Origin of the sequence: Photobacterium sagamiensis (assembly GCF_050337085.1) — a bacterium.
Taxonomy (GTDB): Bacteria; Pseudomonadota; Gammaproteobacteria; order Enterobacterales; family Vibrionaceae; genus Photobacterium; species Photobacterium sagamiensis.
Genome location: NZ_JAKJSP010000017.1, coordinates 93,056 through 118,974, shown reverse-complemented (window position 1 = coordinate 118,974; position 25,919 = coordinate 93,056). Strand labels below are relative to the sequence as shown.

26 protein-coding genes are annotated in these 25,919 nt (G+C 47.5%); 4 read left to right on the top strand and 22 right to left on the bottom strand.

All coding sequences use genetic code 11. The features are described 5' to 3' along the window. Nucleotides 1–3: 3 nt before the first annotated feature. The 5 genes from fkpB to murJ form a co-directional block, all read right to left on the bottom strand. The gene (gene fkpB, locus L4D76_RS07850; RefSeq protein WP_428440365.1) at nt 4–438 is read right to left on the bottom strand and encodes an FKBP-type peptidyl-prolyl cis-trans isomerase; all 435 of its coding nucleotides are present in this window, start codon (nt 436–438) and stop codon (nt 4–6) included. A gap of 191 nt (nt 439–629) precedes the next feature. Next, a complete protein-coding gene (gene lspA, locus L4D76_RS07845) occupies nt 630–1,148 on the bottom strand; it encodes a signal peptidase II (protein ID WP_428440364.1) in 519 nt (172 codons plus the stop codon). Then, nucleotides 1,148–3,997: an isoleucine--tRNA ligase gene (ileS, locus tag L4D76_RS07840; RefSeq protein WP_428440363.1), complete on the bottom strand. Its 2,850-nt coding sequence runs from the start codon at nt 3,995–3,997 to the stop codon at nt 1,148–1,150. Before ileS ends, lspA begins: the two co-directional genes overlap by 1 nt. Further along, nucleotides 3,994–4,965, bottom strand: coding sequence for a bifunctional riboflavin kinase/FAD synthetase (ribF, locus tag L4D76_RS07835; RefSeq protein WP_428440362.1), 972 nt, complete (start codon nt 4,963–4,965; stop codon nt 3,994–3,996). Before ribF ends, ileS begins: the two co-directional genes overlap by 4 nt. Before the next feature lie 192 nt (nt 4,966–5,157). Next, nucleotides 5,158–6,717, bottom strand: a complete 1,560-nt coding sequence (murJ, locus tag L4D76_RS07830; protein ID WP_428440361.1) for a murein biosynthesis integral membrane protein MurJ — start codon at nt 6,715–6,717, stop codon at nt 5,158–5,160. Between the two features lie 207 nt (nt 6,718–6,924). On the opposite strand from murJ, the gene rpsT reads away from it, so the two are divergent. After that, a complete protein-coding gene (rpsT, locus tag L4D76_RS07825; RefSeq protein ID WP_107284048.1) occupies nt 6,925–7,185 on the top strand; it encodes a 30S ribosomal protein S20 in 261 nt (86 codons plus the stop codon). Nucleotides 7,186–7,289: 104 nt separating this feature from the next. Here rpsT and L4D76_RS07820 read toward each other — a convergent pair whose 3' ends face one another. The 4 genes from L4D76_RS07820 to nhaA form a co-directional block, all read right to left on the bottom strand. Beyond that, nucleotides 7,290–7,589, bottom strand: coding sequence for an ArsR/SmtB family transcription factor (locus L4D76_RS07820; RefSeq protein WP_318926148.1), 300 nt, complete (start codon nt 7,587–7,589; stop codon nt 7,290–7,292). Between the two features lie 105 nt (nt 7,590–7,694). Beyond that, the gene (gene nhaR / locus L4D76_RS07815) at nt 7,695–8,582 is read right to left on the bottom strand and encodes a transcriptional activator NhaR (protein WP_428440360.1); all 888 of its coding nucleotides are present in this window, start codon (nt 8,580–8,582) and stop codon (nt 7,695–7,697) included. Between the two features lie 101 nt (nt 8,583–8,683). Beyond that, entirely contained in the window at nt 8,684–8,950 is a 267-nt protein-coding gene (locus tag L4D76_RS07810) for a hypothetical protein (protein WP_428440359.1), read from the bottom strand. Continuing rightward, the gene (nhaA, locus tag L4D76_RS07805) at nt 8,951–10,129 is read right to left on the bottom strand and encodes a Na+/H+ antiporter NhaA (protein WP_428440358.1); all 1,179 of its coding nucleotides are present in this window, start codon (nt 10,127–10,129) and stop codon (nt 8,951–8,953) included. Nucleotides 10,130–10,607: 478 nt separating this feature from the next. Between nhaA and L4D76_RS07800 the strand changes: the two genes are divergently transcribed. Continuing rightward, nucleotides 10,608–11,750, top strand: a complete 1,143-nt coding sequence (locus L4D76_RS07800; RefSeq protein ID WP_428440357.1) for a Na/Pi symporter — start codon at nt 10,608–10,610, stop codon at nt 11,748–11,750. 118 nt (nt 11,751–11,868) lie between these two features. Here the strand turns inward: L4D76_RS07800 and L4D76_RS07795 are convergent, their stop codons facing one another. The 5 genes from L4D76_RS07795 to rppH all read right to left on the bottom strand — a co-directional run bounded on the left by L4D76_RS07795 (nt 11,869) and on the right by rppH (nt 17,377). Next, a complete protein-coding gene (locus tag L4D76_RS07795; RefSeq protein WP_428440356.1) occupies nt 11,869–12,720 on the bottom strand; it encodes a thymidylate synthase in 852 nt (283 codons plus the stop codon). Nucleotides 12,721–12,859: 139 nt separating this feature from the next. Next, nucleotides 12,860–13,666, bottom strand: coding sequence for a prolipoprotein diacylglyceryl transferase (lgt, locus tag L4D76_RS07790; RefSeq protein WP_428440355.1), 807 nt, complete (start codon nt 13,664–13,666; stop codon nt 12,860–12,862). Nucleotides 13,667–13,746: 80 nt separating this feature from the next. After that, nucleotides 13,747–14,550, bottom strand: a complete 804-nt coding sequence (locus L4D76_RS07785; protein WP_428440354.1) for a sulfite exporter TauE/SafE family protein — start codon at nt 14,548–14,550, stop codon at nt 13,747–13,749. Nucleotides 14,551–14,561: 11 nt separating this feature from the next. Further along, a complete protein-coding gene (ptsP, locus tag L4D76_RS07780) occupies nt 14,562–16,817 on the bottom strand; it encodes a phosphoenolpyruvate--protein phosphotransferase (RefSeq protein ID WP_428440353.1) in 2,256 nt (751 codons plus the stop codon). 47 nt (nt 16,818–16,864) lie between these two features. Continuing rightward, nucleotides 16,865–17,377 (bottom strand): RNA pyrophosphohydrolase, encoded by a 513-nt coding sequence (gene rppH, locus L4D76_RS07775; protein ID WP_428440352.1) that lies wholly within the window; start codon nt 17,375–17,377, stop codon nt 16,865–16,867. Between the two features lie 872 nt (nt 17,378–18,249). Here rppH and mutH point away from each other — a divergent pair. Beyond that, on the top strand, nt 18,250–18,918 hold the full coding sequence (gene mutH / locus L4D76_RS07770) for a DNA mismatch repair endonuclease MutH (RefSeq protein ID WP_428440351.1): 669 nt from the start codon (nt 18,250–18,252) through the stop codon (nt 18,916–18,918). A gap of 45 nt (nt 18,919–18,963) precedes the next feature. On the opposite strand, the gene L4D76_RS07765 is transcribed toward mutH, so the two are convergent. After that, nucleotides 18,964–19,266, bottom strand: a complete 303-nt coding sequence (locus L4D76_RS07765; protein ID WP_428440350.1) for a DUF6482 family protein — start codon at nt 19,264–19,266, stop codon at nt 18,964–18,966. A gap of 194 nt (nt 19,267–19,460) precedes the next feature. Between L4D76_RS07765 and L4D76_RS07760 the strand changes: the two genes are divergently transcribed. After that, entirely contained in the window at nt 19,461–20,495 is a 1,035-nt protein-coding gene (locus tag L4D76_RS07760) for an NADP(H)-dependent aldo-keto reductase (RefSeq protein ID WP_428440349.1), read from the top strand. A 185-nt stretch (nt 20,496–20,680) separates the two neighbouring features. Here the strand turns inward: L4D76_RS07760 and L4D76_RS07755 are convergent, their stop codons facing one another. From L4D76_RS07755 to hypA, 7 genes are all read right to left on the bottom strand, one after another. Then, nucleotides 20,681–20,926, bottom strand: coding sequence for a hypothetical protein (locus L4D76_RS07755; RefSeq protein WP_428440348.1), 246 nt, complete (start codon nt 20,924–20,926; stop codon nt 20,681–20,683). Between the two features lie 587 nt (nt 20,927–21,513). Beyond that, nucleotides 21,514–22,086 carry a HupE/UreJ family protein gene (locus L4D76_RS07750; protein WP_428440347.1) on the bottom strand — a complete coding sequence of 191 codons (573 nt, stop codon included), beginning with the start codon at nt 22,084–22,086 and terminating at the stop codon, nt 21,514–21,516. A gap of 58 nt (nt 22,087–22,144) precedes the next feature. Further along, nucleotides 22,145–23,158 carry a hydrogenase expression/formation protein HypE gene (hypE, locus tag L4D76_RS07745; protein ID WP_428440346.1) on the bottom strand — a complete coding sequence of 338 codons (1,014 nt, stop codon included), beginning with the start codon at nt 23,156–23,158 and terminating at the stop codon, nt 22,145–22,147. Between the two features lie 3 nt (nt 23,159–23,161). Continuing rightward, the gene (gene hypD / locus L4D76_RS07740; protein WP_428440345.1) at nt 23,162–24,277 is read right to left on the bottom strand and encodes a hydrogenase formation protein HypD; all 1,116 of its coding nucleotides are present in this window, start codon (nt 24,275–24,277) and stop codon (nt 23,162–23,164) included. A 2-nt stretch (nt 24,278–24,279) separates the two neighbouring features. Then, complete coding sequence (locus L4D76_RS07735) at nt 24,280–24,570, bottom strand: HypC/HybG/HupF family hydrogenase formation chaperone (protein WP_428440344.1); 291 nt, start codon at nt 24,568–24,570, stop codon at nt 24,280–24,282. Beyond that, nucleotides 24,570–25,574 (bottom strand): hydrogenase nickel incorporation protein HypB, encoded by a 1,005-nt coding sequence (hypB, locus tag L4D76_RS07730; RefSeq protein WP_428440343.1) that lies wholly within the window; start codon nt 25,572–25,574, stop codon nt 24,570–24,572. The genes L4D76_RS07735 and hypB overlap by 1 nt, the downstream gene beginning before the upstream one ends. A gap of 1 nt (nt 25,575) precedes the next feature. Further along, the gene (gene hypA, locus L4D76_RS07725; RefSeq protein ID WP_428440342.1) at nt 25,576–25,917 is read right to left on the bottom strand and encodes a hydrogenase maturation nickel metallochaperone HypA; all 342 of its coding nucleotides are present in this window, start codon (nt 25,915–25,917) and stop codon (nt 25,576–25,578) included. Between the last annotated feature and the right edge of the window lie 2 nt (nt 25,918–25,919).

Here is a 25,919-nt window from a genome sequence, read left to right as displayed (position 1 = left end):
CTCTTAATCCTGAATACTGACAACTTCAACGTCAAAAGTGACACGTTGTCCCGCAAGAGGATGATTAAAGTCGACGGTCACGGAGTCACCAGCGACATTAGTTATAATTCCTGGAATATCATGACCATCAGGGCCAGCGAAGGCCATAATAGTACCAACTTCAGCTGGTGCATCGGCACCAAACTTACTTAACTCCACGTGATGAATATTGTCCGGATTAGCGTGGCCAAAAGCATCTTCTGGCTCAAGGACGAAGTCACTTTTTTCGCCCTCGGTTAATCCTACCAAACATTTCTCAAAATTTTCCGTCAGGCTACCATCACCCATACGGAATTTTGCCGGTTTCCCCATAGCCTGAGTTGAATCAGCTACCGAGCCATCTTCCAGTTTTATCGCAAAGTGCATCAGCACTTCACTGTTTTCCTTAATTACCGACATGTAAACATCCTAGTCTCGAGTTTCTAGAAGCCAAGTGGCGAGTGTGTAGCACCACCGAAGGCTTCTCGCTTTTGCCTTCGAGACTCGCCTCTCGAACCTGCGTTTATAACGCCCTTTTTACAACAAAGCGCCGTCCGTATCAACGGACAGCGCTCAGGGTTATAACATTTATCTGATTTTCAGTGGCTAACTTACTGTTTCTTTTTATCAGCAACAAAGCCTTCAAGAATGATCAGTGCTGCACCAATGCAAATGGCAATATCTGCGATATTAAATGCCGGCCAGTGGTAGCTGCCCACATAAAAATCGAGAAAATCGACCACATAACCATGGTAAAGGCGATCAAACAAATTGCCAATCGCACCACCAATGATTAAGGCATAAGCGCTGTTTGCCAGCTTGTTCGTTACCGGAGTTCGACGCATCCAGAACGTCAGTAAGCTGCATACGCCCAAGGCAATCGCCGCAAACAGCCAGCGCTGCCAACCACCAGCATCATTTAAAAAGCTGAATGCCGCACCATAATTGTGCACATAAAGCAGATTAAAGAATGGCAACAGCTCGATACGGTTAGGCCAACCATAGTCCATGGTATTCATCACCAACAGCTTAGTGCCAATATCAAGGATGAACACCAGAGCCGCCAGCCATAGCCAGCGAACTCCAGACTGTTTAAGTGATGGCCCTTGCTTAGGCGCAGATATAGTCATTAGACAAACTTACGCTCTTCACCTTCGCCGATGATGTTAGTCACACAACGACCGCACACTTCTTCGTGGCCTTCAATGGTGCCCACATCAGCAACGTGGTGCCAGCAACGGTCACACTTCGCGGCTTCCGAGGCTTTCACTGTCACGAACAAACCTTCAACATCCGTTTCCTGTGCATCGTCAGGCTTGCTGTCGGCAACAACAACCGTCGCTTGAGACGTTAACAATACAAAACGCAGTTCATCTTCTAAGTTATTTAACTTAGCCGCCAGCGCTTCGTTTGCATGCAGCGTAATTTCCGCTTGTAACGAACCACCGATCACTTTGTCTTTACGCGCGCCTTCAAGAAGTTTGTTGACTGCACCACGAACCTGCTGGATTTCAGCCCAGAACTCGTTGTTCAGTTTTTCGTCTTCAGCAAGACCGAACAGACCTTCGAACCACTCACCGGTGAATACGAACTTGCCTCGCTGCTCACCATTACCTTGAGAAGCTGGCATCTCGTTCCAGATTTCATCGGCAGTGAACGACATGATTGGCGCCATCCAACGAACCAGTGCTTCTACGATGTAGTAAAGCGCAGTTTGACAGCTACGTTGTGCGTGGCCACCTTGTTTAGCGGTGTACTGACGGTCTTTAATAACGTCTAAGTAGAAAGAGCCCATCTCAACAGAGCAGAATTGCATCAGGCGCTGAGTAACACCGTGCAGGTTGTACTCATCGTACGCTTTGATGATTTCTTCCTGCGCAGCCATCGCACGACCGACAGCCCAGCGGTCAAGAGCCACCATTTCTTCTGCCGGAACCAGATCAGTTTCAGGATTGAAACCGCTCAGGTTAGCCAGGAAGAAACGTGCAGTATTACGAATACGACGGTATGCATCAGCAGAGCGCTTCAGGATTTCGTCAGAAACCGCAACTTCACCGGTGTAATCCGTTGATGCAACCCACAGACGCAAGATATCTGCACCCAGTTTATTGGTTACATCTTTCGGCGCGACAACGTTACCGATTGATTTCGACATTTTACGGCCCTGGCCGTCAACAACAAAACCATGAGTCAGTACTTGTTTGTATGGGGCTTTGCCTTTCATTGCAACAGATGAAATCAATGAAGACTGGAACCAGCCACGGTGTTGATCAGAACCTTCCAGGTACAGATCCGCTTCGTTACCGTTATATTCTTCGCGGCTATCAACCACAGAGAAGTGAGTTACACCGGAATCAAACCACACATCAAGCGTATCGAGTACTTTTTCGTAGTTTGCCGCGTCCGCTTCACCCATTAGCTCGGCAGGGTCCAGATCCCACCACGCCTGAATACCTTTTTGCTCAACAAGCTGCGCAACTTTTTCAATCAGTTCGCGAGTATTCGGGTGAAGTTCTTGTGTTTCTTTGTGTACGAACAGGGCAATAGGCACGCCCCAGGTACGTTGACGCGAGATACACCATTCAGGGCGACCTTCCACCATACCTTCGATACGGCTTTGGCCCCACTCAGGTAACCACTGAACGCTCTTGATTTCACCCAGAGCTTTAGCACGCAGGCCCGCCTTATCCATCGAAATGAACCACTGCGGGGTAGCACGGAAGATAATAGGTGTCTTGTGGCGCCAGCAGTGCGGGTAGCTGTGCTCGTAAGCATGGTGGTGTAATAACGCACCGTGCTCTTTTAATGTTTCAACAACGGCGTCGTTTGCTTTGAATACGTGCTGACCGGCAAACAATTCAGTATCAGGCAGGTAAACACCGTTACTACCGACTGGGTTTGCTATTTCAAGGCCGTATTTTTGGCCAACTACGAAATCTTCCTGACCGTGGCCTGGTGCTGTATGCACACAACCTGTACCTGATTCAGTTGTAACGTGATCACCAAGAACGACTGGCACATCAAAGCTGTAGAATGGGTGGTTAAAGCACACTAGCTCCAGATCCGCACCTTTACAGAAGCCAAGGTTGTGGAAATGCTCGATACCCGCACGATCCATCACATCTTTTGCCAGCTCTGCTGCAACGATCAGACGTTGAGGTTCATCACCTTCAACTTGAACAAGTACATATTCAAGATCATCACGTACCGCTACCGCGCGGTTTGCCGGCAGTGTCCACGGTGTTGTTGTCCAGATAACGACAGACACATCACCCTGACCTTCATGACCTTCGGCACAGTTAAATTTAGCAACGGTTGCTGCTTCATCTGCGGCTTTGAATTTCACGTCGATAGAAGGTGAGACTTTATCTTGGTATTCCACTTCAGCTTCAGCCAATGCAGAACCACAATCGGTACACCAGTGAACAGGTTTGAAACCTTTCAACAGGTGGTTGTTATCTGCAATTTTACCCAGAGAGCGAATGATGTTCGCTTCTGTTGAAAAATCCATGGTGCGGTATGGCTTATCCCACTGACCCAGTACACCCAGGCGGATAAAGCTTTCTTTCTGGCCTTCAACCTGGCCTGCCGCATAGGCACGACATTTTTCACGGAACTCTGCTGCCGTCAATTTACGGCCGGGTTTGCCCCACTTTTTTTCTACCATCAATTCGATAGGCAGACCGTGGCAATCCCAACCCGGAATATATGGTGCGTCAAAGCCTGACAGAGTCTTTGACTTAATAATAATGTCTTTAAGGATCTTATTCAGCGCGTGACCAATGTGAATATCACCGTTGGCGTATGGAGGGCCATCGTGCAATATGAAGGATTTCTTACCCTTCTTAGCTTTACGGATTTCACCGTAGAGATCTTCATCATTCCAACGCTTAAGCATTGCAGGCTCGCGTTGAGCTAGATTGCCTCGCATCGGAAACCCTGTTTCAGGCAGGTTCAGGGTATCTTTATAGTCGCTCATTGATTCTCGATTCCGTTACTTGGGCGAAGTTGGACATTATTACGCTCAGACAGCCACACCCGTGCTGTTTGAGCATCACGCTCGATTTGTGCTTTTAGCGCATCGAATGATTCGAATTTTATCTCGTCGCGCAGCTTATGTCGCAGCACAACTTCAATCTGACGACCGTATAGGTCAGATTGGAAATCAAAAAGGTACACCTCCAGTTGCCGGCGTACCCCATTCACTGTTGGTCGGTGACCAACATTGGCAACTCCAGGTATAGGAGCGCCTTCAACACCAAACACCTCGACAGCATAGACTCCAGACACCGGAGATACACGTCGTTTCAATGGTACGTTTGCTGTTGGAAAACCGATTGTGCGGCCGAGTTTGCGTCCATGAGACACACGTCCGCTAATACTATACGGACGGCCTAACATAGATTCAGCCTGCAGCAAGTCATCACTGACTAAGGCCTGACGTATTGCCGTACTACTGACCCGTTGCTCTGATACGCAAAAACTCTGAGTACTGACAACCGTAAAGCCGAATTCTTTTCCGGCTGCTACCAGCATAGCAAAATCCCCGCTGCGGCCTTTGCCGAAGCGAAAATCATCACCAACAACCAGAAACTTAACACCCAATTGCTCCACCAACAAGCGGCGAACAAAATCTTGCGCCGACATATTGGCAAAATGGGCATTAAAATTGATACAAAGCAAACGTTCGACGCCAACTTGCTTCAACTGCAAGTATTTATCGCGAAAACACGTCAGCCTTGCCGGCGCCTTGTCACCCGCAAATAATTCCAGCGGCTGAGGCTCAAAGCTCATCACCGTTGCAGGCCAGCCTAATGCGCGGGCTTTCGCCAATACCTGACGCAACACCGCCTGATGGCCTAAGTGAACACCATCAAAATTACCAATCGTCACCACGCTGCCGTGATGCTCTGGCTTGATATTATGTATGCCTCGGATTAATTCCATGCGCCGCTTAAATTTTCGCAGAGTGAAAAACTGACGGATTATATACTACTCTGAGCCCATGATTCCAATATGAATCATTATCTGACCATCCATGTATACCAAAACGACTCCAAGATGCGTGATTCAGCGCTCCTCTGGGTATTCAATTCAAGCAAATATGTGGCGGAATGGTAGATCAAGGCTCCGGGCAGGTTAACTCTCCGCTTTAAGGTGATGCGGACGAATACCCAGCAGTACCACGGTCGCCAGATAAACTGCCGCCCCCAGCGCAATCAGCCCTGTCAGCCACAGAGCCCGGGAACTCAATGGCCAAGCCAGCCATTGATCCATCGCCGGGAGTATCCATAGCAAGGCTGCAACCATCATCACACCGGCCAGCGCCAAGCGCAGTACAAACATCAGGGTAGTTTTCGATACCTGATAGACATTTGCACGGTGCAAACCCCGATAGAGCAAGGCGGCATTGACTAACGCTGACAGCGCGGTGGCCATCGCCAGCCCAATATAGCCATAGAAATAAGCAAAGATGGCGTTAAACACCATATTCGTGATCATGGCGATAATGCCGTAACGCACAGGCGTCCTGGTATCCTGTCGGGCGTAATATCCCGGCGCCAGCACCTTGATCAACATAAAGTTCAGCAGGCCAGAAGCATAAGCCAACAATGACAACGAGGCTTGTTCAACATCCGCAGGCAAAAACTCGCCACGCATAAATAACACCATCAGCATCGGCTTCGCTAATATCATCAGGCCCAGCATCGCCGGAATACCGAGCAACAGCACCATACGCACCCCCCAATCCATGGTATGGGCAAAATGCTCGCTGGTTTGTTCGATATGTTTACGTGACAAGGCCGGCAAAATCACCGTGGCAATCGCAATGCCAAACAGACCAAGAGGAAATTCCAGCAACCGATCAGAATAGTACAGCCAGCTGATCGACCCCGTTGCCAGGAAGCTGGCAATAAAGGTATCAAACAGCAGGTTGATTTGACTGACTGACACCCCAAACAGCGCCGGGATCATCAGGGTACGGATTTTTACCACGCCAGGATCATTCCAGCCCCATTGTGGTTTTACCAGCATCCCTGCTTTGGCGAGGAAAGGCAGTTGAAACAAAAACTGGATTAAACCGCCTAACAGAACCCCGATGGCCAGGCCAATTTCTGGTTGATCCAGGTTCGGTGAGACAAACCAGGCACAGCTAATGATCGCCACATTCAGGAACACAGGCGTAAAAGAGGAAACCGCAAATTTACCCAGGGTGTTTAGGATAGCCCCAGACAAAGCAACAAAAGTGATGAACCACAGATAAGGAAAGGTGATTTTCAGCAACAAGCTCGCCAATTCAAACTTTGGTGCCGCCGGGCCGCCATTTAACCAGTCGATAAACCATCCGGCACCAAACAGAGCCGTCACAATACCCGAGCCCAAAATACCCAGTAGAGTCACTATCGTAACGATCACGCCAAGGGTACCGGACGCGCGTGCAATCAACTGACGGATCTTATCTCTGTCTTCTGCAGCATGATATTCTGTCAAAACCGGAACAAACGCTTGAGAGAAAGCACCTTCGGCAAACAATCGGCGTAAAAAGTTCGGGATCTTGTTGGCAAAGATGAAAACATCGGCCGTAGCCCCTGCCCCCATTAGGTTCGCCACCACGACATCTCGTACTAAACCGAGCACTCTAGAGACTAATGTCATGGTGCTAACTATCAGTCCAGAGCGTAAAAGACGCTTACTCACAAAAAAAACCTCATAAAGATGGCCAAGAAAGGTGTCTTCCAGACCTAAATGCTGGTAAAATCTGCCGCCATATTAACCGTGTTAATCCGCAAGTGCCAACTAGATTGGTTAGGCGGATATTTGCACAAATCATTTGACAATATTCGGTTAAGCAGGCATAGTCCTCGGCCTTAAATTGTCACCGACCAAGATTTGGGAGTTACACCCTTGGCAAATATCAAATCTGCTAAGAAACGTGCTATCACTTCAGAAAAACGCCGCCAGCACAACGCTAGCCGCCGTTCTATGATGCGCACTTTCTTCAAAAAAGTTATTGCTGCTATTGAAGCTGGCGAGAAAGAGAATGCAACTAAAGCATTCGCTGACATGCAACCTGTTTTGGATCGTATGGCTACTAAAGGCCTAATCCACAAAAACAAAGCTGCACGTGATAAAGCTCGTCTAGCTGCTAAAATCAAAGCTCTTTAATTTTAAGAGTTATGATTAAGCACAAAAAAACCGGCATTAGCCGGTTTTTTTATATCTGTAAAATACCGATAGCCTTTCAACAAACCATGAACCACCAGACGGCCCTAGTCTTTACCACAGTACATATTATGAAGTAACTGTATCATCGCCCTGACTTCATCGCTCTTAAGGCGATAGAAGACCGTTTGTGCTTCCTTACGGGTTTCCACTAGCCCATCTCGCCTTAACCACGCCAAATGCTGGGATAATGCAGACTGGCTTAAGCCTAGTTTCTCACTCATCATCCCCACCGACATTTCTCCTTCCAGCAAATAGCAAAGAATGAATAAACGTCGCTCATTGGCCATGGCTTTTAGTAAAACTACAGCTTCGGGCGCATTTTGCTCCATCTGTTGCAGATCCATATTCTCACTGCCAATTAATTTAAGTTAATGCTAATATACTTGTTTTTAATAGGGTTTACTAGCTATGAAAGAAGAAGAAACATTTTAATCAACCTTTTTGCAACATTATTTAAACAGGTGCCGAAAGTCAGCCTCGCAGATTTTTTTCACTGCCGGATGCATAATCATCCGCTCTGCAAAAATGACATAATATTCTTCTTTAATGTCTTCAACGCGTTTCAGTTCACGAATGGTATTAGACTCTTCAATCTCTTCCGCATAAATAGAGGGCGCAACAAACATAGAGTGATGGTAAGAGCCGAATGCTTTCATTAATGCGGCATCATCAAACTCACCGAGAATATTTGGTGTGATCCCTTGCTGATCAAACCATTGATGCAACTTTCGCCCCATGGCAGTACGCCTGCCTGGTACCAGCAATTTATAATCTTCGATGCAGGCCGGAAAATTCACTGGCTTCGCGGGCACTGAACAAAAAAAGCTCATGCTCGACTCTCCCAGCTTTTTACTATACAAACCGGGGCTTTGTGCTGAATCTACCGGACAATCAGAGAGGATCATATCCAGCTTGTGCTGTGACAACTGCTCTAGCAGCATCTCGTGGGTCGATTCATAGCAACGTAAATGAATACGCGCATCGTCAGGGATCCCCTCCAGCAAGACTTTACTCACCAGCCGCTTAGAAAGTGCATCTGCCACCCCGACTTCTAGCAGTTGATTCTCGCGCTGGGTATAGTTAACGATATCGAGCATCTCGTAACTCAAATCAAACATCTTATCGGCATACTTAAAAACCAGCTGGCCGAGCTCGGTCGGCTCGATATTACGACCAACCCGCTTGGTCAGCTTACCTTTTAGTCGCTCTTCTAAGGTGCGGATCTGCCCCGTTACGGTCTGTGGTGCCAAAAACAGGGCATCCGCAGCTTTGGTCACTGAACCTTGCTTGCAGACCATCCAGAAGTAGTAAAGGTGGTTATAATTCAGGTGGGACATTCTGTCTCATTCTTATAAATAAAAAACCCCAGAACCGCAGCTTACGCTGAGGATCCGGGGTCTTCAATATTTTTCACGTTTAGAACAAGAGCTAATGGGAGTTAATTGGCCATTTGAACCGATTTTTTCTCCATCTGCACCGTTTTGCGGTAACGCTCTCCTACCCGTTGCTCTAAAGCACGAGAGCGAAATTGATCTTCCTGCTCAACCATGGCTGTGGTATCTGCGGCTGCCTTTCCGTGGCTTAAACCCGTTAAGTAAGCCTGGCAAAGTTCTGTACTACTATTGTCGATACAACTGTCATAATCGTGCCCTGCGTAGGCTGATGATGATGCCAGAATCACAACACTTAGAAGATAACGCTTCATTTATACCTCCGTTTCTGGCTGGTATGCCTCTGTTTTTGACAGAGCGCGACTCAGTAAGAAGTAACCCACCACAGCTGCCACCGTTGATCCCAGCAAAATCCCCAAACGTGAGTAGGTGTTAAACTCTGCGGGTGCGCCGACAAAAGCTAACGACGAGATAAAGATAGACATTGTAAAACCGATACCGCACAGCACTGATACCGCGAAGATATGATTTAACCCAATACCATCTGGTAGTTTTGCTAAGCCGGTTTTCACCGCAATATAGCTTGCGGTGAATATGCCTAACGGCTTACCGATGAATAAGCCCATCGCGATACCAACTGGCAACATCGATGTCATGCTTTCCAGTGATACGCCTTCTAACGAGATCCCCGCATTGGCAAAAGCAAATAACGGCAGAATGAAGTAAGCGACATAAGGGTGCAACACGTGCTCCAGGTGCTTGAGCGGCGAATGCTTGTCCGAGTGTCCCTCTTTACCGTTTAATGGAATGGCAAAGCCCAGTACCACACCCGCTAATGTTGCATGTACGCCCGACTTCAATACGCTGAACCACAGTACGGCGCCTACAATGAGGTACAAGGAGATTTTAGTGACGTTCTTCGCATTCATGACGAACAAGGTTGTGGTTGCAGCAAAAGCAACCGCCAGCGCTATGGTTGACAGATCAGAGCTATAGAACAGCGCAATGATCACGATAACGCCTAAGTCATCGATAATTGCCAGAGCTAACAAGAAGACTTTTAAGCTAACCGGCACACGGTTACCTAGCAACGCCATTACCCCAAGAGCAAATGCAATATCAGTCGCAGCTGGGATCGCCCAGCCCTGTATCGCTACCGGATCGGCAAAGTTAAAAGCAACATACACTAATGCTGGAGCAAGCATGCCTCCCACAGCGGCAACAGCCGGGAAGATCGCTTTCTCTTTGGTGTTCAATGCCCCTTCAATCAGCTCACGTTTTACTTCCAGTCCAATCAGCATGAAGAAGATGGCCATCAAACCGTCATTAATCCAATGCTCAACGGATAGACCCGCGATATATGAGTGCAGTGTACCGCTATAAAGATCTTGTAGCGGAGAGTTAGCAATCAGCATTGCAACCATGGCAGCAATAATCAAAATGATACCGCCAGCTGACTCTAATTTAAGAAACTTACGAATAGTATCGGTCATTGACCGCCACTCCTTAACATAACAAACATGACTAAATACTAATGAAACTAGTTTAATCGCCCTCAAGTATGACCGAAAATCGTTTGTTTAGTGCAAACAGCTCGGTAAAACCGAGTTATTATCGACATAACCAAGCAATATCCGCGTTATAAATTTATAGAGCAAAATAATTGCCCGCGGTTTTACTGAAAAATTCATAATGGCTGAAAATTTTTACTCTTTTTTATTGGTAGTCGCGGACCTCATACTTGCAGCACCGAATCCAACTAAATAACAAAAATCTCAATAAAACAACAGATTAACATCAACCACAATAATACCTACCAGAGTTAATCTCCTAGCGGCTAATCACAGAATAGGCACAAAATCTCTTTATGACAGTCAGTGTCATATTTCTGAAATATTCGCCATCTACCATCGCCTCAGATTTCAATAAAATGACACCCAAACGACATACTATTGTCATGGAGAAATGATTATGACTACCCAAGCCACGACTGCTGAACCAATAAACAGCTCTATGCGCTGGGTCCGCTGGGCAAACCTGGCGTTCATGCTTTATGTACTGCTCGTTGCTGTCTCTATGGTCAGCAGCGGCTTTAAATGGTCTGTAGGTGAACAAGCTAAAACCTTATTTGAATTTGCATCCCACCCTGTAGCTGGCCTGATGATTGGCCTGGTGGCGACATCGCTGATTCAATCGTCCAGTACTGTGACGTCTATCATTGTTGGCCTTGTGGCTGGTGGCCTGCCGGTAGAAACGGCGATTCCGATGGTAATGGGTGCCAATATCGGTACGACCCTGACTAACACTCTCGTCAGCTTAGGTCATGCTCGCTGTAAAACAGAGTTCCGTCGTGCATTTGCCAGTGCAACCGTACACGACTTCTTTAACATTCTGGCGGTTTCTATCTTCCTGCCATTAGAAATGATGTTCGGCCTGTTAGATAAAATCTCTTCATGGTTAGTTTCGCCAATGCTGGAAGCGGGCGATATGAGCATGAAGGGGATGAACTTCATGAAACCTCTGACAAAACCTGTCGTTGAAATTGTTAAAGGTCCACTGGAAACATTTGGCAATATGGGCGGCGTGGTACTTATCTTTATCGGTATTGCACTTATCTTCATCGCAATCAGCGCAATGGGTAAGCTAATGCGTAGCCTGATGGTTGGCCGTGCGCGTGACATCTTAAAAAGCGCAATTGGCCGTGGTCCGCTACACGGTATCGCATCAGGTACTATTGTGACGATTCTGGTTCAATCATCATCAACAACCACCAGCCTGATGGTGCCGCTCGTGGGTACCGGTGTCCTTAAAGTACGTGATGTCTACCCATTCACCCTAGGCGCAAACATTGGTACGTGTATCACGGCGCTATTGGCGGCAACCGCAATATCTGGTGAATTCGCCGTATTTGCCCTGCAGATTGCCCTGGTTCACCTGACATTCAATGTCCTGGCAACACTGCTAATCTATGGTATTCCGGTATTGCGTGAACTACCGCTAAAAGGTGCATTCTTCCTGGGCGATCTCGCAACAAAAAGTAAAGTAGCAGTAGCGGGTTACCTTGGCCTCGTCTTTGTTGTAATTCCGAGCTCTATCCTCGCGTTCACGGTTTAATCAGCTACAACTAGCCAGCCAACATATATAGATCAATACAGACAAAAAAAGCCCCTCGTATTCTCTAATGACAGAGAAATACGCGGGGCTTTTTGTTTTATTGAGTCAGTACAATCAATTAAACAGAGAATGGATATTTGATCGGTTCATGGTGCTCATAACCGATCACTTCAAAATCATCCATCGTTACCCAGGTTTCCAGATCTTCCAGGCTCTTAATCTCCGGATTGATAATCAGCTGCGGTGACTCAAACGGCTCACGTTTAAGCTGTACATCACGCATCAGCTCCAGCTGATCTTCATAGATGTGGGCATTGATGATCTTATGATAAGCCTGACCGGGTTTCTTGCCCGTGATCTGCGCCATCAGCGCCAGTAGTGTATAGACCTGGATCTGATTAAAATTCAGCCCCAGCGGTACGTCACACGAACGCTGATAACTTGTCAGGTACAATGTATCACCCAGCAGGGAAAAGGTATGCGTGTGCATACAGGGACGCAGGCACCCCATATCAAATTCACCCGGGTTATAGAACGTCAGAATTTCACCGCGGTCATCTATCCCCTGGCTCAGATCATCAACAATCTTGCGCAGCTGATCGATTGTCGAACCATCCGGCTTCTGCCAGCTCCGTCCCTGTACCCCATACACTCGGCCCATGTCATCCTGGCCTTTGCGGTGCGGGTTGTTTAACCATGCTTCATTATCATTGGCATTCATATCCCAGGTCTTGGTACCCAGAGCACGGAAATCCGCCGCATTATCAAAACCGCGGATATAACCGAGTAATTCAGCAATCGCCGCTTTCCAGAAGCTCTTACGCGTCGTGATGAGTGGGAACTGGTTGTTTGCCACATCATAGGTTAAATCGGCATTGACGACGGTAAGGCATCGCTTGCCCGTTCGCTTGTTCTCAATCCAAACACCGTCGTCAACGATCCGCTGACAGAGGTCTAAATACTGTTTCATCGTCCTACTCGCTAATTTAACTAGATCCCGCGGCGACAAGTTACACTTGTGCCTGATGGCGGCGATTTTACCAGAATCAAAAAAAAGCAGCATCTTTCGATACTGCCTTTATGCATTCACATATTAATCGTACTTAAGCCTACGCCGCTTTGCCTTTAGGCTGGGCTTTATACGCCCATAGCATCATCAGCAAGCCACCAATCACCATTGGCAGAGAAAGGATCTGCCCCATACTGATCCAGCCGCTAAACAAGCCCAGGTGTGCATCCGGCTCACGGAAATACTCGACAATAAAGCGGAAGCTGCCGTACCCGGTCAGGAACAAGCCCGACACCGCGCCGGCCGGACGCGGCTTACGAATGAATATGTTCAAGATCAGCAATAGTACCAGCCCCTCTAAGAAGAACTCGTAAAGCTGTGACGGGTGACGAGGCAACGGACCGCCGGTAGGGAAGACCATCGCCCAGGGCACATCGCTGACTCGTCCCCATAGCTCACCATTGATAAAGTTACCTAACCGGCCAACGCCTAAACCAAATGGCACCAGCGGTGCGATAAAATCCGCGACCGAGAAGAAAGTGCGGCCGTTTTTATGGCCGTACCAGAACATGGCAGTGATCACACCGAGTAATCCGCCATGGAACGACATACCACCGGTCCAGACTTTAAACAGATAGAGCGGATTATCTAAAAACAGATCGAAGTTGTAGAACAACACGTAGCCAATGCGGCCACCTAACACTACCCCCAGGAAGCCGGCGAACAACAGATCGCTGACCTGTTCATGGGTCCAGCCACTGTTCGGCTTACTCGCTCGACGATTAGCCAGCCACATCGCAAAAACAAAGCCAAGCAGGTACATCAGGCCGTACCAGCGAATCGCAAGAGGACCTATTTCAATTAAGATCGGGTCAATATTTGGAAAAGTTAAGAAGCTTTGGCTCATTATACATTCTCATATTCATACTTGTATGTCGGGTGAAGGTTGCGAGTCAATACTCGACTCTCTATCCATCCCGTCATCGCTTATCCCAAAAACATTTTGCTACCAATAAAGAGCAGAAAAACCGCAAAAAATTTCTTTAATGTCATCGTCGGCAAACGACTCACTAACGCCGCACCATAACGTGTTGTCAGCATTGAAGTCGACACTATCCCTATCAGGGCAGGCAGATAAACATAACCAATGCTCATTGCCGGTAAGCTTTCATCCCCGACACCAGCGGCAATAAAACCGATCATACCTGAAACCGCGATAATAGCACCGGATAGTGAAGCGCTACCGATAGCACGCCGCATTTCTACCCCGTGCCAACTTAAATATGGCACCGTTAACGAGCCGCCACCAATCCCCGCCAGGCTGGAAACAACGCCAATCATTCCGCCACTACAGGCACAGGCCACCGAACCGGGTAAAGGGCGGTGGCGGGTCATTCGCATTGATACCAGCATTTGTACTGCCAGTAGCAACACGATAGCAGAAAAGATCTTAGGTAACAGCTCAGTAGGTACGAGCTCAGCGATGACGCTGCCGCTTAAGCCGCCTAACACCACCCCGGGTGCCATGCTTTTTACAATCGAAAAATCTACATTACCCAGTTTGATATGGTTACGTGCAGAAGCACCCGACGTTAATACAATACTGGCCAGCGACGTGGCCAGCGCGATATGCATGACTAAACTGCTATCAATCCCCGCTTCGGGCAGTAGCCACACCAGCGCAGGTACGACGACCAGTCCTCCGCCGATCCCCAATAATCCGGCTAACAGCCCGACTCCACTTCCTAACACCAGACACATGGCAAACAGCCATAACGTGCTTTCTAACATCCGACTACCTACTACTTACCGGCTCTGATAAAGCCACCTAAACCGCGTTCTTCCACAAAAACCGTTGTTTTGTTACGCACATCATCTGCTAATGCCGCCGTCAATGCAAACTGCGCCAGCTGTTGCATTTCAGCCACCGTAATATGCCGTAAGATGTATTTGATCTTGGCAACATTACGGGTATTCATACTCAATGAACGATAACCCATACCGACAAGTAATAAAGCCCCGATAGGATCGCCCGCCAACTCACCACAGACGCTGACGGGGATCTTCAGTTGATTTCCGGTATCGATAATGTGTTTTAACGCATTTAAAACGGCAGGGTGCAATGAATCGTAAATATTCGCGACCCTTGCATTGTTCCGATCAACCGCGAGTAAATACTGGGTAAGATCATTACTGCCAACCGAAATAAAATCAACCCGGCCTTTTAATGCCGGTAACTGATACAAAATAGAAGGCACCTCAATCATGATGCCAAGCCGCGGACGTTTAAGCTCAACACCTTGTTCTTCAGCGTATGCAGCCACTTCGCAATACGCACGTTCAATCAGGCCCTTGGCCTCATCCAATTCTGCAATCCCGGAGATCATTGGCAGCAAAATATCCATGTTATCCAGCCCCATACTGGCTTTTAACATGGCACGTACCTGGATCAAAAAAATCTCTGGATGATCAAGAGTAAATCGGATGCCACGCCAACCTAAAAACGGATTGTCTTCTTCTATCGATAAATAAGGCAGCGGTTTATCACCGCCGATATCGAGGGTACGCATCACCACCGACTGATCCGGATAAGTGGCTAAAATGGCCCGATACTGTGAGGTTTGCTCTTCTTCAGAAGGAAAGCTGCGTTGCAGCAGAAACGGCACTTCAGTACGGTAGAGCCCGACACCATCGACCCCTTTATTGACGGCAATGCTGGTATCAGCGCTGAGTCCGGCATTCAGGTGGATATAAATTCGCTGGTTATCTTTGGTGTAAGCAGCTTTGCCCAGCTCCCCTTCCACGATTTTAGTCAGCTCATTTTCTTCTTTAAGCAAACGGCGGTATTCTGCCAGCACATGAGGACTAGGCGTCACCAGCAGATCACCACGATAGCCATCAACGACAACCTGGCGGTTGTGGACCATCTCCGGGATAAAATCGACCCCCATGAGCGCAGGTATACCTAATGCCCGCGATAGAATAGCAGCATGGGAGTTTGCCGCCCCTTCCTGTGCCACGACGGCCGCCAATTTGCCCGGCGGAATAGTCGCTAACATCGCTGCAGTCAGCTCGCGGGTAAGCAAGACGATGGGCTCATCCCACTGCTGTTCGGTGACATCGTCATAATGAAGGAAAAAGAGCAGGCGCTGGCCCAATTCACGAAGATCCCGAGCTCGTTCTTTCAGATACTCATCTTTCATATTGGCAAAACGCGCTGAATACGCTTCTACCACCTGGCGAATTGCCCACTCGGCCTGATCCCCTGCCGACACTTTGGCAAACAGATCTTTACGCAACATGGGATCGTTTAACAGGTGGCTGAACAGATCAAAGATCGCTAACGTTTCTTTATGAAGATCGCTGTCAAATCGCTTTCGTAAACGGCGAAACTCCGCACTCGCCAGCTCAATTGCAATGCTCAGGCGCTCTTGCTCGGCTTCAATATCGAGGCAAGAGGCGGGCAAAACTTGCTCCAGCTGCAACTGATTATCATCCCACCAGGCTGTTGCCACCGCGACGCCGGAAGACGCGGCTGAACCGACAAGATGCAGACCATCATGCTGATCAGGCCACATACCTTGCGCTTTTGCATGAGCCAGAATGACCGCCAGCTGAGCAGCCAGCGTTACCATGAAAGATTCTTCGCTTTCATCAAATTCACGTCGCTGGCGCTGCTGGATAACCAACACACCGAGTACCTTACGCTGATGAATAATGGGTGTACCAAAAAAAGAACCAAATAATTCTTCCCCGGTTCCGGGAAGGTGTTTGAAATGAGGATGGGTACGGGCATCAGCCACATTGATCGGCTCGGCGCGGCGGCCAACCAGCCCCACCAGCCCTTCATCAAACCGTAATCCGACCTGATGACGGGGCTTATTCAGCCCTTGGCTTGCCATTAATGTGTATTTCTGTTGTTTGTCATCAGCGATGTAAATAGAACAACAATCTGTCTTCATCGCCTGACATGTGCTGACTACAAGCAGATCGAGCGCTTCAATCAAATTTTGAGCGCTGGCGACTTTCTCTACGATTTCTCTTAGCTGTGTCAGCATAATTTGCCTTATCTGCTATTCCAAACGGATTAAGGATTGATCCTAATTTACCCTCGCTTGCCTTTACGCTTTACCTTCCGCTCTTTGAACGGCATCGCCATTGCGGCGAATTCTTTTAAGGCACGGCGGTATACGTCACGCTTAAAAGACACAACCTGACGAACTGGGTACCAGTAACTGACCCAACGCCAACCATCAAATTCAGGCGTGTTGCCTCGCTGCATATTAACCTTTGACTCATCGCATTCCAGGCTGAGCAAAAACCATTTCTGTTTTTGCCCGATACAAACAGGTTTGGAGTCCCACCGGACAAGACGCTTAGGTAGCTTATAACGTAGCCAATGACGGCTAGAAGCTAAAATCCTGACATCTTTTTTGGTAAGTCCCACTTCCTCATACAATTCTCGGTACATGGCTTGTTCCGGGGTTTCCCCTTCATCGATGCCACCTTGTGGAAATTGCCAAGAATGTTGTCCATATCGTCGAGCCCAGAAGACCTGGCCGTGGCTATTACAGATAACTATCCCAACATTAGGACGGTATCCATCGCCATCTATCACTGGACGACCTCAAGTATAAATATCTATTAACAGTGATTTTTTCACAGATCGTGGGGAGGGGTAAACAAACATTCTAATTAATAACCGTTTTTTACTACCTAGCACCCAATTTTGGGATAACTTTTTTGCTTAGACCAATTTATAAACAGACAAGTGAGACCTACCCCACATTTATTCACTCTTTCTGTGGATAGATTTGTGAAGAAGCTTAGATAAACGCCTGTTTCAACAATTTGGCAATCTTAGCAAAATGCTTTACCCCTCAAAGACAGAACAATTTAAAAGTTAAAAATCAACAACATAAAAAGATAATATTATTAATAAAAATTAATTTTTGAGACCATAATTGTCACAACAACAGGATCGGTTAAAGATCCACCAATATCGAATTTATCCACACTCAAAATCATCAACAGCCAAAAAACGGGTAAATAAACCGCCTAAATAACCGACACACCCCTGTGTATTTAACCAGCCAAGCAGGTATTAAATTATTTACCCAAACATCCTGTGGATATCTTTGTGAAAGATCCTCGCATTGATTCTGAATAACAAAAACACCCCCCTCTATTGCTCATTAGCGATGGCCGTGCGTTAGGTGAAATAACGATATAAATCAAAACATTACACAGCATCAATTGTACTCTTTCCCGCCATATTTAATCCTAACGCAGAAGGATCGAACATATATTGACCACTTTAGGGGCCAGGCAAGGCTGAGAAGCTAGCCAGCAGACTCCTCAGTACCGCTGTGATAAAATACTGTGACTTGCGTTGATCCGGCCTTACTATGATCAACGATGATATATGTCAGATGACGTCATTTGATCCCTTACAAACCAGCCTCTCACTTTTTATATGTCTTAATTGTTATGCGCCCAACTCCTCAATCAGAACAAGAACTGCTGGCACGAGCCGAAGAACTGGCCGGTTTAACCTTAAAAGATCTGGCCCAGCAGGCCAATATGGTCACCCCACCCGATCTCAAGCGAGACAAAGGTTGGGTCGGTCAGCTGCTAGAATGGCACCTCGGTGCGACGGCCGGCAGCAAACCTGTTCCTGATTTTGCTGAACTGGGTATTGAGTTAAAAACCATCCCAATTGGATATAGCGGCAAGCCGCTTGAAACGACCTTTGTCTGCGTTGCCCCACTGATCGGGCTACACGGCCTGAATTGGGAAAACAGCCATATTCGCCATAAACTGGCGCGGGTGCTGTGGATCCCAGTGGAAGGTGAACGAGATATCCCCCTGGCAGATCGTCATGTTGGATCACCTCTGCTCTGGAGCCCATCAGCAGAAGAAGATCAGCGTTTACGCCAGGACTGGGAAGAGTTAATGGATATGATAGTGCTGGGACAGGTCGAACAGATCACGGCCCGGCATGGTGAGATCCTGCAATTACGCCCTAAAGCGGCAAACAGTAAAGCACTGACAGAAGCTTATGGCGCCAATGGCCAACCGATAAAAACCTTACCACGGGGCTTTTATCTGAAAACCAGCTTTACCGCAGAAATCCTCGAACGCTACTTCATTCTGTAATATCTGACAGCAACGTTTCGCCCTGACAGAACGGGATATTATACATTACAGAGATATCTGCATATCTTCCCGGCATTGCGACACTTGGCCATCAGTAGAAAATTCATCATACGGATCGGTTACTCGCAACACGACAGACGTTATCCCCAACGGGCGTAATAACTCTTTGATCTGCTCTATCGACTGAAAACGTAACATCTCGTCGTGATCATCTTTTAACGGCTCCAGTTGATGCTTATATTCCACTTCCATCAAATAGTCCGAGCAACCGGCATAGCTGGTTATAATACATTTAGGTATCGCCCCATGCCCCGATTTCAGCCAGTGTTTCAATTGAGATAGTTTCATCACAGCCCCTTCCGTAGCTCTCTTTAACTGACAACCCTGACTATAACTATGTGTCATGATAGGCATATCATCAAGTTAACCGTCACATTCCCGACACCGCATCTCCAAGAAGTCACAAATCCTCGAACACCTGCCTTCTCAATTTCGCATATTGATATATATTCGACATATAACAAACAGTCCAAGGAGGGCTCATGGAATACCATCAAATCCCCCACTCTTCGCTGGAAGTAAGCAAGATATGCTTGGGTACGATGACATTTGGTGAACAGAACACTGAAGCCGAAGCTCATAACCAGCTTGATTTTGCCTTCGAGCGCGGCGTCAACTTTATCGATACTGCAGAGATGTACCCAGTACCGCCGAAGCCTGAGACTCAGGGACTGACGGAAACTTACATCGGCAACTGGCTAAAGCACTCAGGAAAACGCGATAAAGTCATTCTCGCGACAAAAGTCGCAGGGCCCCGCAGCCTGCCTTATATCCGTAACAACATGGCACTTGATCGTCGGAATATTCACAATGCCGTAGAAACCAGCCTGAACCGGTTGCAAACCGACTATATCGATCTGTACCAACTTCACTGGCCACAACGTGAAACTAACTGTTTTGGCCAGTTAAACTATCAATACAAAGAAGATCATTCCGGTGTCACGATGACTGACACCCTTGATGCCCTGGCTGAGTTGGTCCGTGCCGGTAAGATCCGCTATATCGGCCTTTCAAATGAAACGCCTTGGGGAGTCATGTCTTATCTGAACCTGGCCGCAAAACACGATTTACCACGCGTCGTCACTATCCAAAACCCCTATAACTTGCTGAACCGTAGTTTTGAAGTCGGCTTATCTGAAATCAGCCACCATGAAGGGGTAGAGCTGCTCGCCTATTCACCACTGGCATTCGGTACACTCAGTGGTAAATACTTACATGGCGCTCGCCCTGAAGGTGCCCGCTGCACCTTATTTGAGCGCTTCTCTCGTTATTTCAATCCGCAAGGTGTGGCCGCAACACAAGCCTATGTCGACATTGCCAACAAGCACGGATTGGATCCCGCTCAAATGGCATTGGCTTTTGTCAATCAGCGTCCTTTTGTTGCCTCTAATATTATCGGGGCAACGAACCTGACTCAGTTGGAAGCCAATATTGCCAGCATCGATCTTAACCTGACCGAAGAGGTGCTAAGTGACTTGGAACAAGTCGGTATCAGCTACTCTAATCCGTGCCCATAATACTCGTTGTGTAAAATTATTAATCATTCGGCGGGGGATGGGATATAGCGATAAATGGGGGACGTCTCGTAGAGATTGATCACCACGGATGTCACTTTGCATAATGTGATTTAACTCTGACAGGCTTTTGTTGCAGCGAAGGTTATGGCGCCCCACTCATTGAATGAGAGAGTGGAGCGCTAGTATTACGTTACTAATCTAGATTGGTATTCTCGCCTCAGGAGAGAGACTTTACGTTCAGCCGGCGTCGACCCGAAACCAGACTCAAGGCGGCAATCGTCACCAACACCAATATCTTGCAATATGTGCTTCGAAACGTGCGGTAACTCCACGCGAATGCGGCGGTGAACGCGACGCCAGGCTTCGTTTTCACGATGAATATCCAGACGAATAAATAAAACGGCTATGTGTAAATAGACTGATTGGCGCATAATTATGCTCTCCATTAAATATTTAAAAGGAGGGTCACAGAGGCTGCCGGGATCGGGCTTACAACTTAATTAGCTAACCGCGACAGTATCCGCGGCCCATATACACAGCGGATTGCTGTTAATGTTTGATTTGTGCAGTGGCATCAACAGCAGGACGCGTACACTTCGTGGTATTGATTGTCATCATGCGTTCCTCCTGAAAATGAAATAGAAATGTGTGAAATGAGGGTTAATTTTAACCGCACAAAAGGATTAAACAAGCATATAATTGCACCAATATGCATAAAAAAATTTTATGCTATGTTTGTCATATCTCCACTGGTTATACCCGATTATTTTTATGTGACGGCTAAAAAACCAGCACAAATAACAGGTACCAAACGGCAATTGATAAAGCTAACAAAAACCATATATTTCAGATCGTTATATGATCCACCAAAACCTGAACGTTATGAGTGTCGATAACCCAAAAAAGACCTGCAAATGCAGGCCTTTTTATAATACGTGATCACGTTAAACGTCAGGCAGTCAACTAACCTAACAAGAGTCAAGTCTGTAACCATCCTGAAGGTTTTTGCTACGATTGATCAATTAAGTAGCAGTATGCCACCGAATAACGCCATGATTGCCCCTGTCATTTTAAAGGCCCATTGTCCCAACCGGGCTTTAATCACCAACAGCCCCAAAGCCATCCCCGAAACATGCAATGCAAGCGTTGCAGCTAAGAAACCGGTGAAGTAAATCGCAGTACTTGATGCAACAGGCATTTCCAGGCCATGCGCATGGCCGTGGAAAAGAGCAAACACCATCACCAATGCAGATGCGAACTTATGGCCAGGACGAATATCAACAGCCAGTACCAGACCCATCACCACAACAGACAATGCAATCCCGAGCTCTACGGCCGGAAGTTGAATATTAACGACCGCTAATACCGCACCGGCAAGCATCGCCGCGACAAACGCTAATGGTAAACGCCATAATGCCTTTCCTCCCATGACAGCAGCCCATAAACCAACAGCCACCATTGCCGCAATATGATCACCACCGGTAAACGGGTGAAGAAGACCGCTCAAACTTGTGGTTTCAATATGTCCGGGATGTGCAGATGCCACCATCGGAGTGGCTAGCGCTAATACAGATATCGCAAATTTATTCACTTTATTCTCCTTTTTATAGTTATGCTCGAAGTCTTCGCTTTGGTTTGTTGTTCGTGACTTAGCAAATTCTGGGTAACGGTTCAAATGAAGGTAAATCTAACCGTCGCGTGCCTCCGAATAAACCGGAAAGCGTCACCCGACGCTGATCGTTGACCTCCCCGATAATGGCTGCATTCGCCCCCTCTGGCGTGCTTTTCATTGCGGCTAAAGCATCCTTTGCATCCTCTTTGCTCACCACCGCGATCAGCTTTCCTTCATTGGCAAAGTTAATCGGATCCAGCCCCAACAACTCACAGATACCACGTACCTGGCTGGAAATCGGTAGCTGGCTCTCAAATACCGTAATGCCACAGCCAGAGCTTGCGCAGAATTCATGCAGCACCGCATTAACCCCGCCGCGGGTTGCATCGCGCAAGGCTCTTACCCCTTGAATATTTTTTAGGGCAGCAACAACCGGGTATAAATGCTGACAGTCACTGCTCAGATTTCCTTCTATCCCCAGCTTTTCACGCAAGTTCAAGATAGTGGCACCATGATCGCCAATGGTTCCGGAGACAATCACCTGATCGCCGGGCTGGATCTTATCAGCGCCATAATCAATCCCTCTCGGGATCACACCAAGGCCTGAGGTATTGATAAACAGTTTATCTGCCGCCCCTTTAGGGACAACCTTGGTATCACCCGTCACGATTTTAATCCCGACCTGATCGGCTGTGTCGGCCATCGATTGCACAACCTGCTTCAGTACCGCGATCGGCAATCCCTCTTCTAAGATAAAACCACACGATAGATACTCCGGCATCGCACCGCTCATGGCGACATCATTTGCCGTTCCGCATACCGCAATTTTACCTATATCCCCTCCCGGAAAAAAAATCGGGTCAATGACATAAGAGTCGGTGGAAAATGCCAATCGGTCACCAGCCTGCTGTAGCTCCGGAAGTGATATCCGGGCCTGATCTTCCTGCTTATCCAGCTCGGTATTGCTAAAGCTCTGGACGAACACATCCTGAATAAGCTGTTGCATTGCCCCACCACCACTGCCATGGGCAAGGGTTATTAATTCATTCATTAACTAGTTGACCTCTAAACGATATTGATAATAGGCAGCGCAAGCACCTTCTGAGGAAACCATCAAAGCGCCAATGGCATTCGACGGCGTACACTGATTTCCAAACAGCGGGCAGTCATTAGGTTTACAGCGCCCGGTTAACACATCCCCGCAACGACACGCTTCGGGCTCTACGGCCGTGGAAGGATCAATCGTAAATTTTTGCTCCGCATCAAACTCGGCATAGTCAGGCGTCAATTGAATACCTGAGTCTGCTATATGCCCCAAACCTCGCCAGAGACTTGAGTGCTTGACGGTAAACACCTCTGCCATCGCTTTCAGAGCCATTGGGTTGCCTTGTTTGGCAACCACACGTTGATACTGATTTCCGATCTCACAGCGCTGATCACGTAGCTGCTCTAATAACATTAAGATTGATTGCAAAATATCCAGCGGTTCAAAACCCGTTATGACAGAAGGCTTATGAAAATCACGAGCAATAAACTGATAGGGCTCCGAGCCCACAATCATGCTGACATGGCCGGGCAATAAGAAACCATCGATACGGATATCGGGCTGTTCAAGCAGCGCTCTTAATGTCGGCGCAATGGTAATGTGCTGACAGAAAAGACTAAAGTTAGTCACGCCCTGCTGTTTGGCTTGTTTAAGCGTCATCGCGGTCGACGGCATCGTCGTTTCAAAGCCTAGGCCAAAGAAAATAATTTCATGGTCCGGATTTTCTTTGGCAATCGTCAACGCATCAAGTGGCGAATAGACGATCCTGACCTGATACCCGCGGGCTTTTGCATCGAGTAAAGAACCCTTACTTCCGGGAACCCGCATTGCATCACCAAAAGTACATAAGATCGTCTTTTCCGCTTCACCTAACGTAATAAATTCATCTAAACGTGACATCGGCAAGACACAAACCGGGCAACCCGGTCCGTGCACAAACTCAATCCCTTCAGGCAATAGCTGATCAATACCAAACTTAAAAATTGTGTGGGTGTGTCCTCCGCAGACTTCCATTATTTGCAAAGGGCGCTCACTACTATAAGGAAGCTCGGCAAAAACGGCGTTGATATGATCAACGACTTTTTTAGCCAGCAAAGGATCACGAAACTCATCAACAAGTTGCATTTTTATTTCCGTTTCTGATTATCAAGTTGGCTAAAATCCGCAATTTCGTGCTCAAGTGCCTGCATTGACTGTAATGCCTGTAAGGTTTCCTGCGCTTGCTGTTCATCTATCACAGCCATTGCAAACCCGACATGGACAAGAACCCACTGACCAACCAGTTGCTCAGGCAATATTTCCGGCGCTAACAGACAGGAAATATCGACCTTACGACTGACACCACATACCTCGATTGTAGCCCCCGTTTGGCTATGCTCATCGAGTGCAATAATTTTCCCTGGGATCCCTAAACACATCAGGCCGTCTCCAACCAGTTTAACCAGGTATTCATACCTTCACCGGTAGTGGCTGACAGCTGGATCACCTGAATATCCGGATTCACCCTGCGCGCATTCGCAATACAGTTATCAATATCGAAACTGACGTAAGGAAGCAGATCGACTTTATTGATGATCATCAGTTGGGAAGCGGCAAACATATTTGGATATTTCAACGGTTTATCTTCACCTTCCGTGACCGATAAAATCGCAACTTTGTAGTTTTCACCTAAATCAAAACTTGACGGGCAAACCAGGTTGCCGACATTTTCAATAAAAAGAACCCCTTCCTTATCCAGGGTAAGCTGGTGGCATGCATCGTGTACCATTTTCGCGTCAAGGTGACACCCTTTGCCAGTATTAACCTGAATGGCTTGTACCCCTGTCGCCCGGATCCGATCGGCGTCATTCGTTGTCTGCTGATCACCTTCAATGACGGCACACGCCCGCCGTTGCTGTAATTGTTTGAGCGTCTCGGTCAGTAATGTTGTTTTCCCTGAACCGGGACTGGATACAAGGTTTAGTACTAATTGCTGAGCCGCGGCAAAATGCTCGCGATTATGCTCCGCCAGCTGATCATTTTTACCGAGGACATCCATTTCTATTTGAATAAGCTGACGCTGGTTGATTCCGGGAACATGTGTTCCTGCTTCACCCTTACCATAGTGCAGATCACCTTGTGCCGAATGCTCCGGTGCTAACTCGTGAGAATGATCGGCCTGTTTTTCTACAGCCGTCGAATTTTCTTGAGCAGAGCTGTGATAGTGATGGTGATGGTGTACATCGCCCTGATGATGGTAATGGTGGATCACGACGGTTTGTCCTGAACCATACTCTGATCCCATTCTTTGCTCATCGCCACTGACTTGATCAGTATGATGGCCATGATGGTGGTGATCACTGTGATGATGAGAATGAACATGATGCTCTCCATGTTGTTCTCCTTCTATGCGGGATTCACCGCAGCCGCAAACACTACACATTTTATTCCACCTCAATTTCTTTAATACGCAAAGCGTCACCTTGCGCGACTTTCAGCTGATAGCCCTTACAGTGCGGGCAACTATCGCCGCGTTGTTTTATCTCTATTTCTTTACTGCAGTCAAAACACCACGCTGTTGCTTGTTGACAGATCACATACAGTTTCGCATTTTCAGCAACGGAGCCTTTCGCCGCGGATTGAAAACAAAACTGTAATGCTTCCGGCTCTACGCAGGATAAGGCGCCGACTTCCAGCCAAACCGCAGTGACGTTACAAAAGCCCTTAATATGCGCCTGCTGATCTAATACTTTGACCGTTTCCAGACATAGTGACATCTCATGCATAT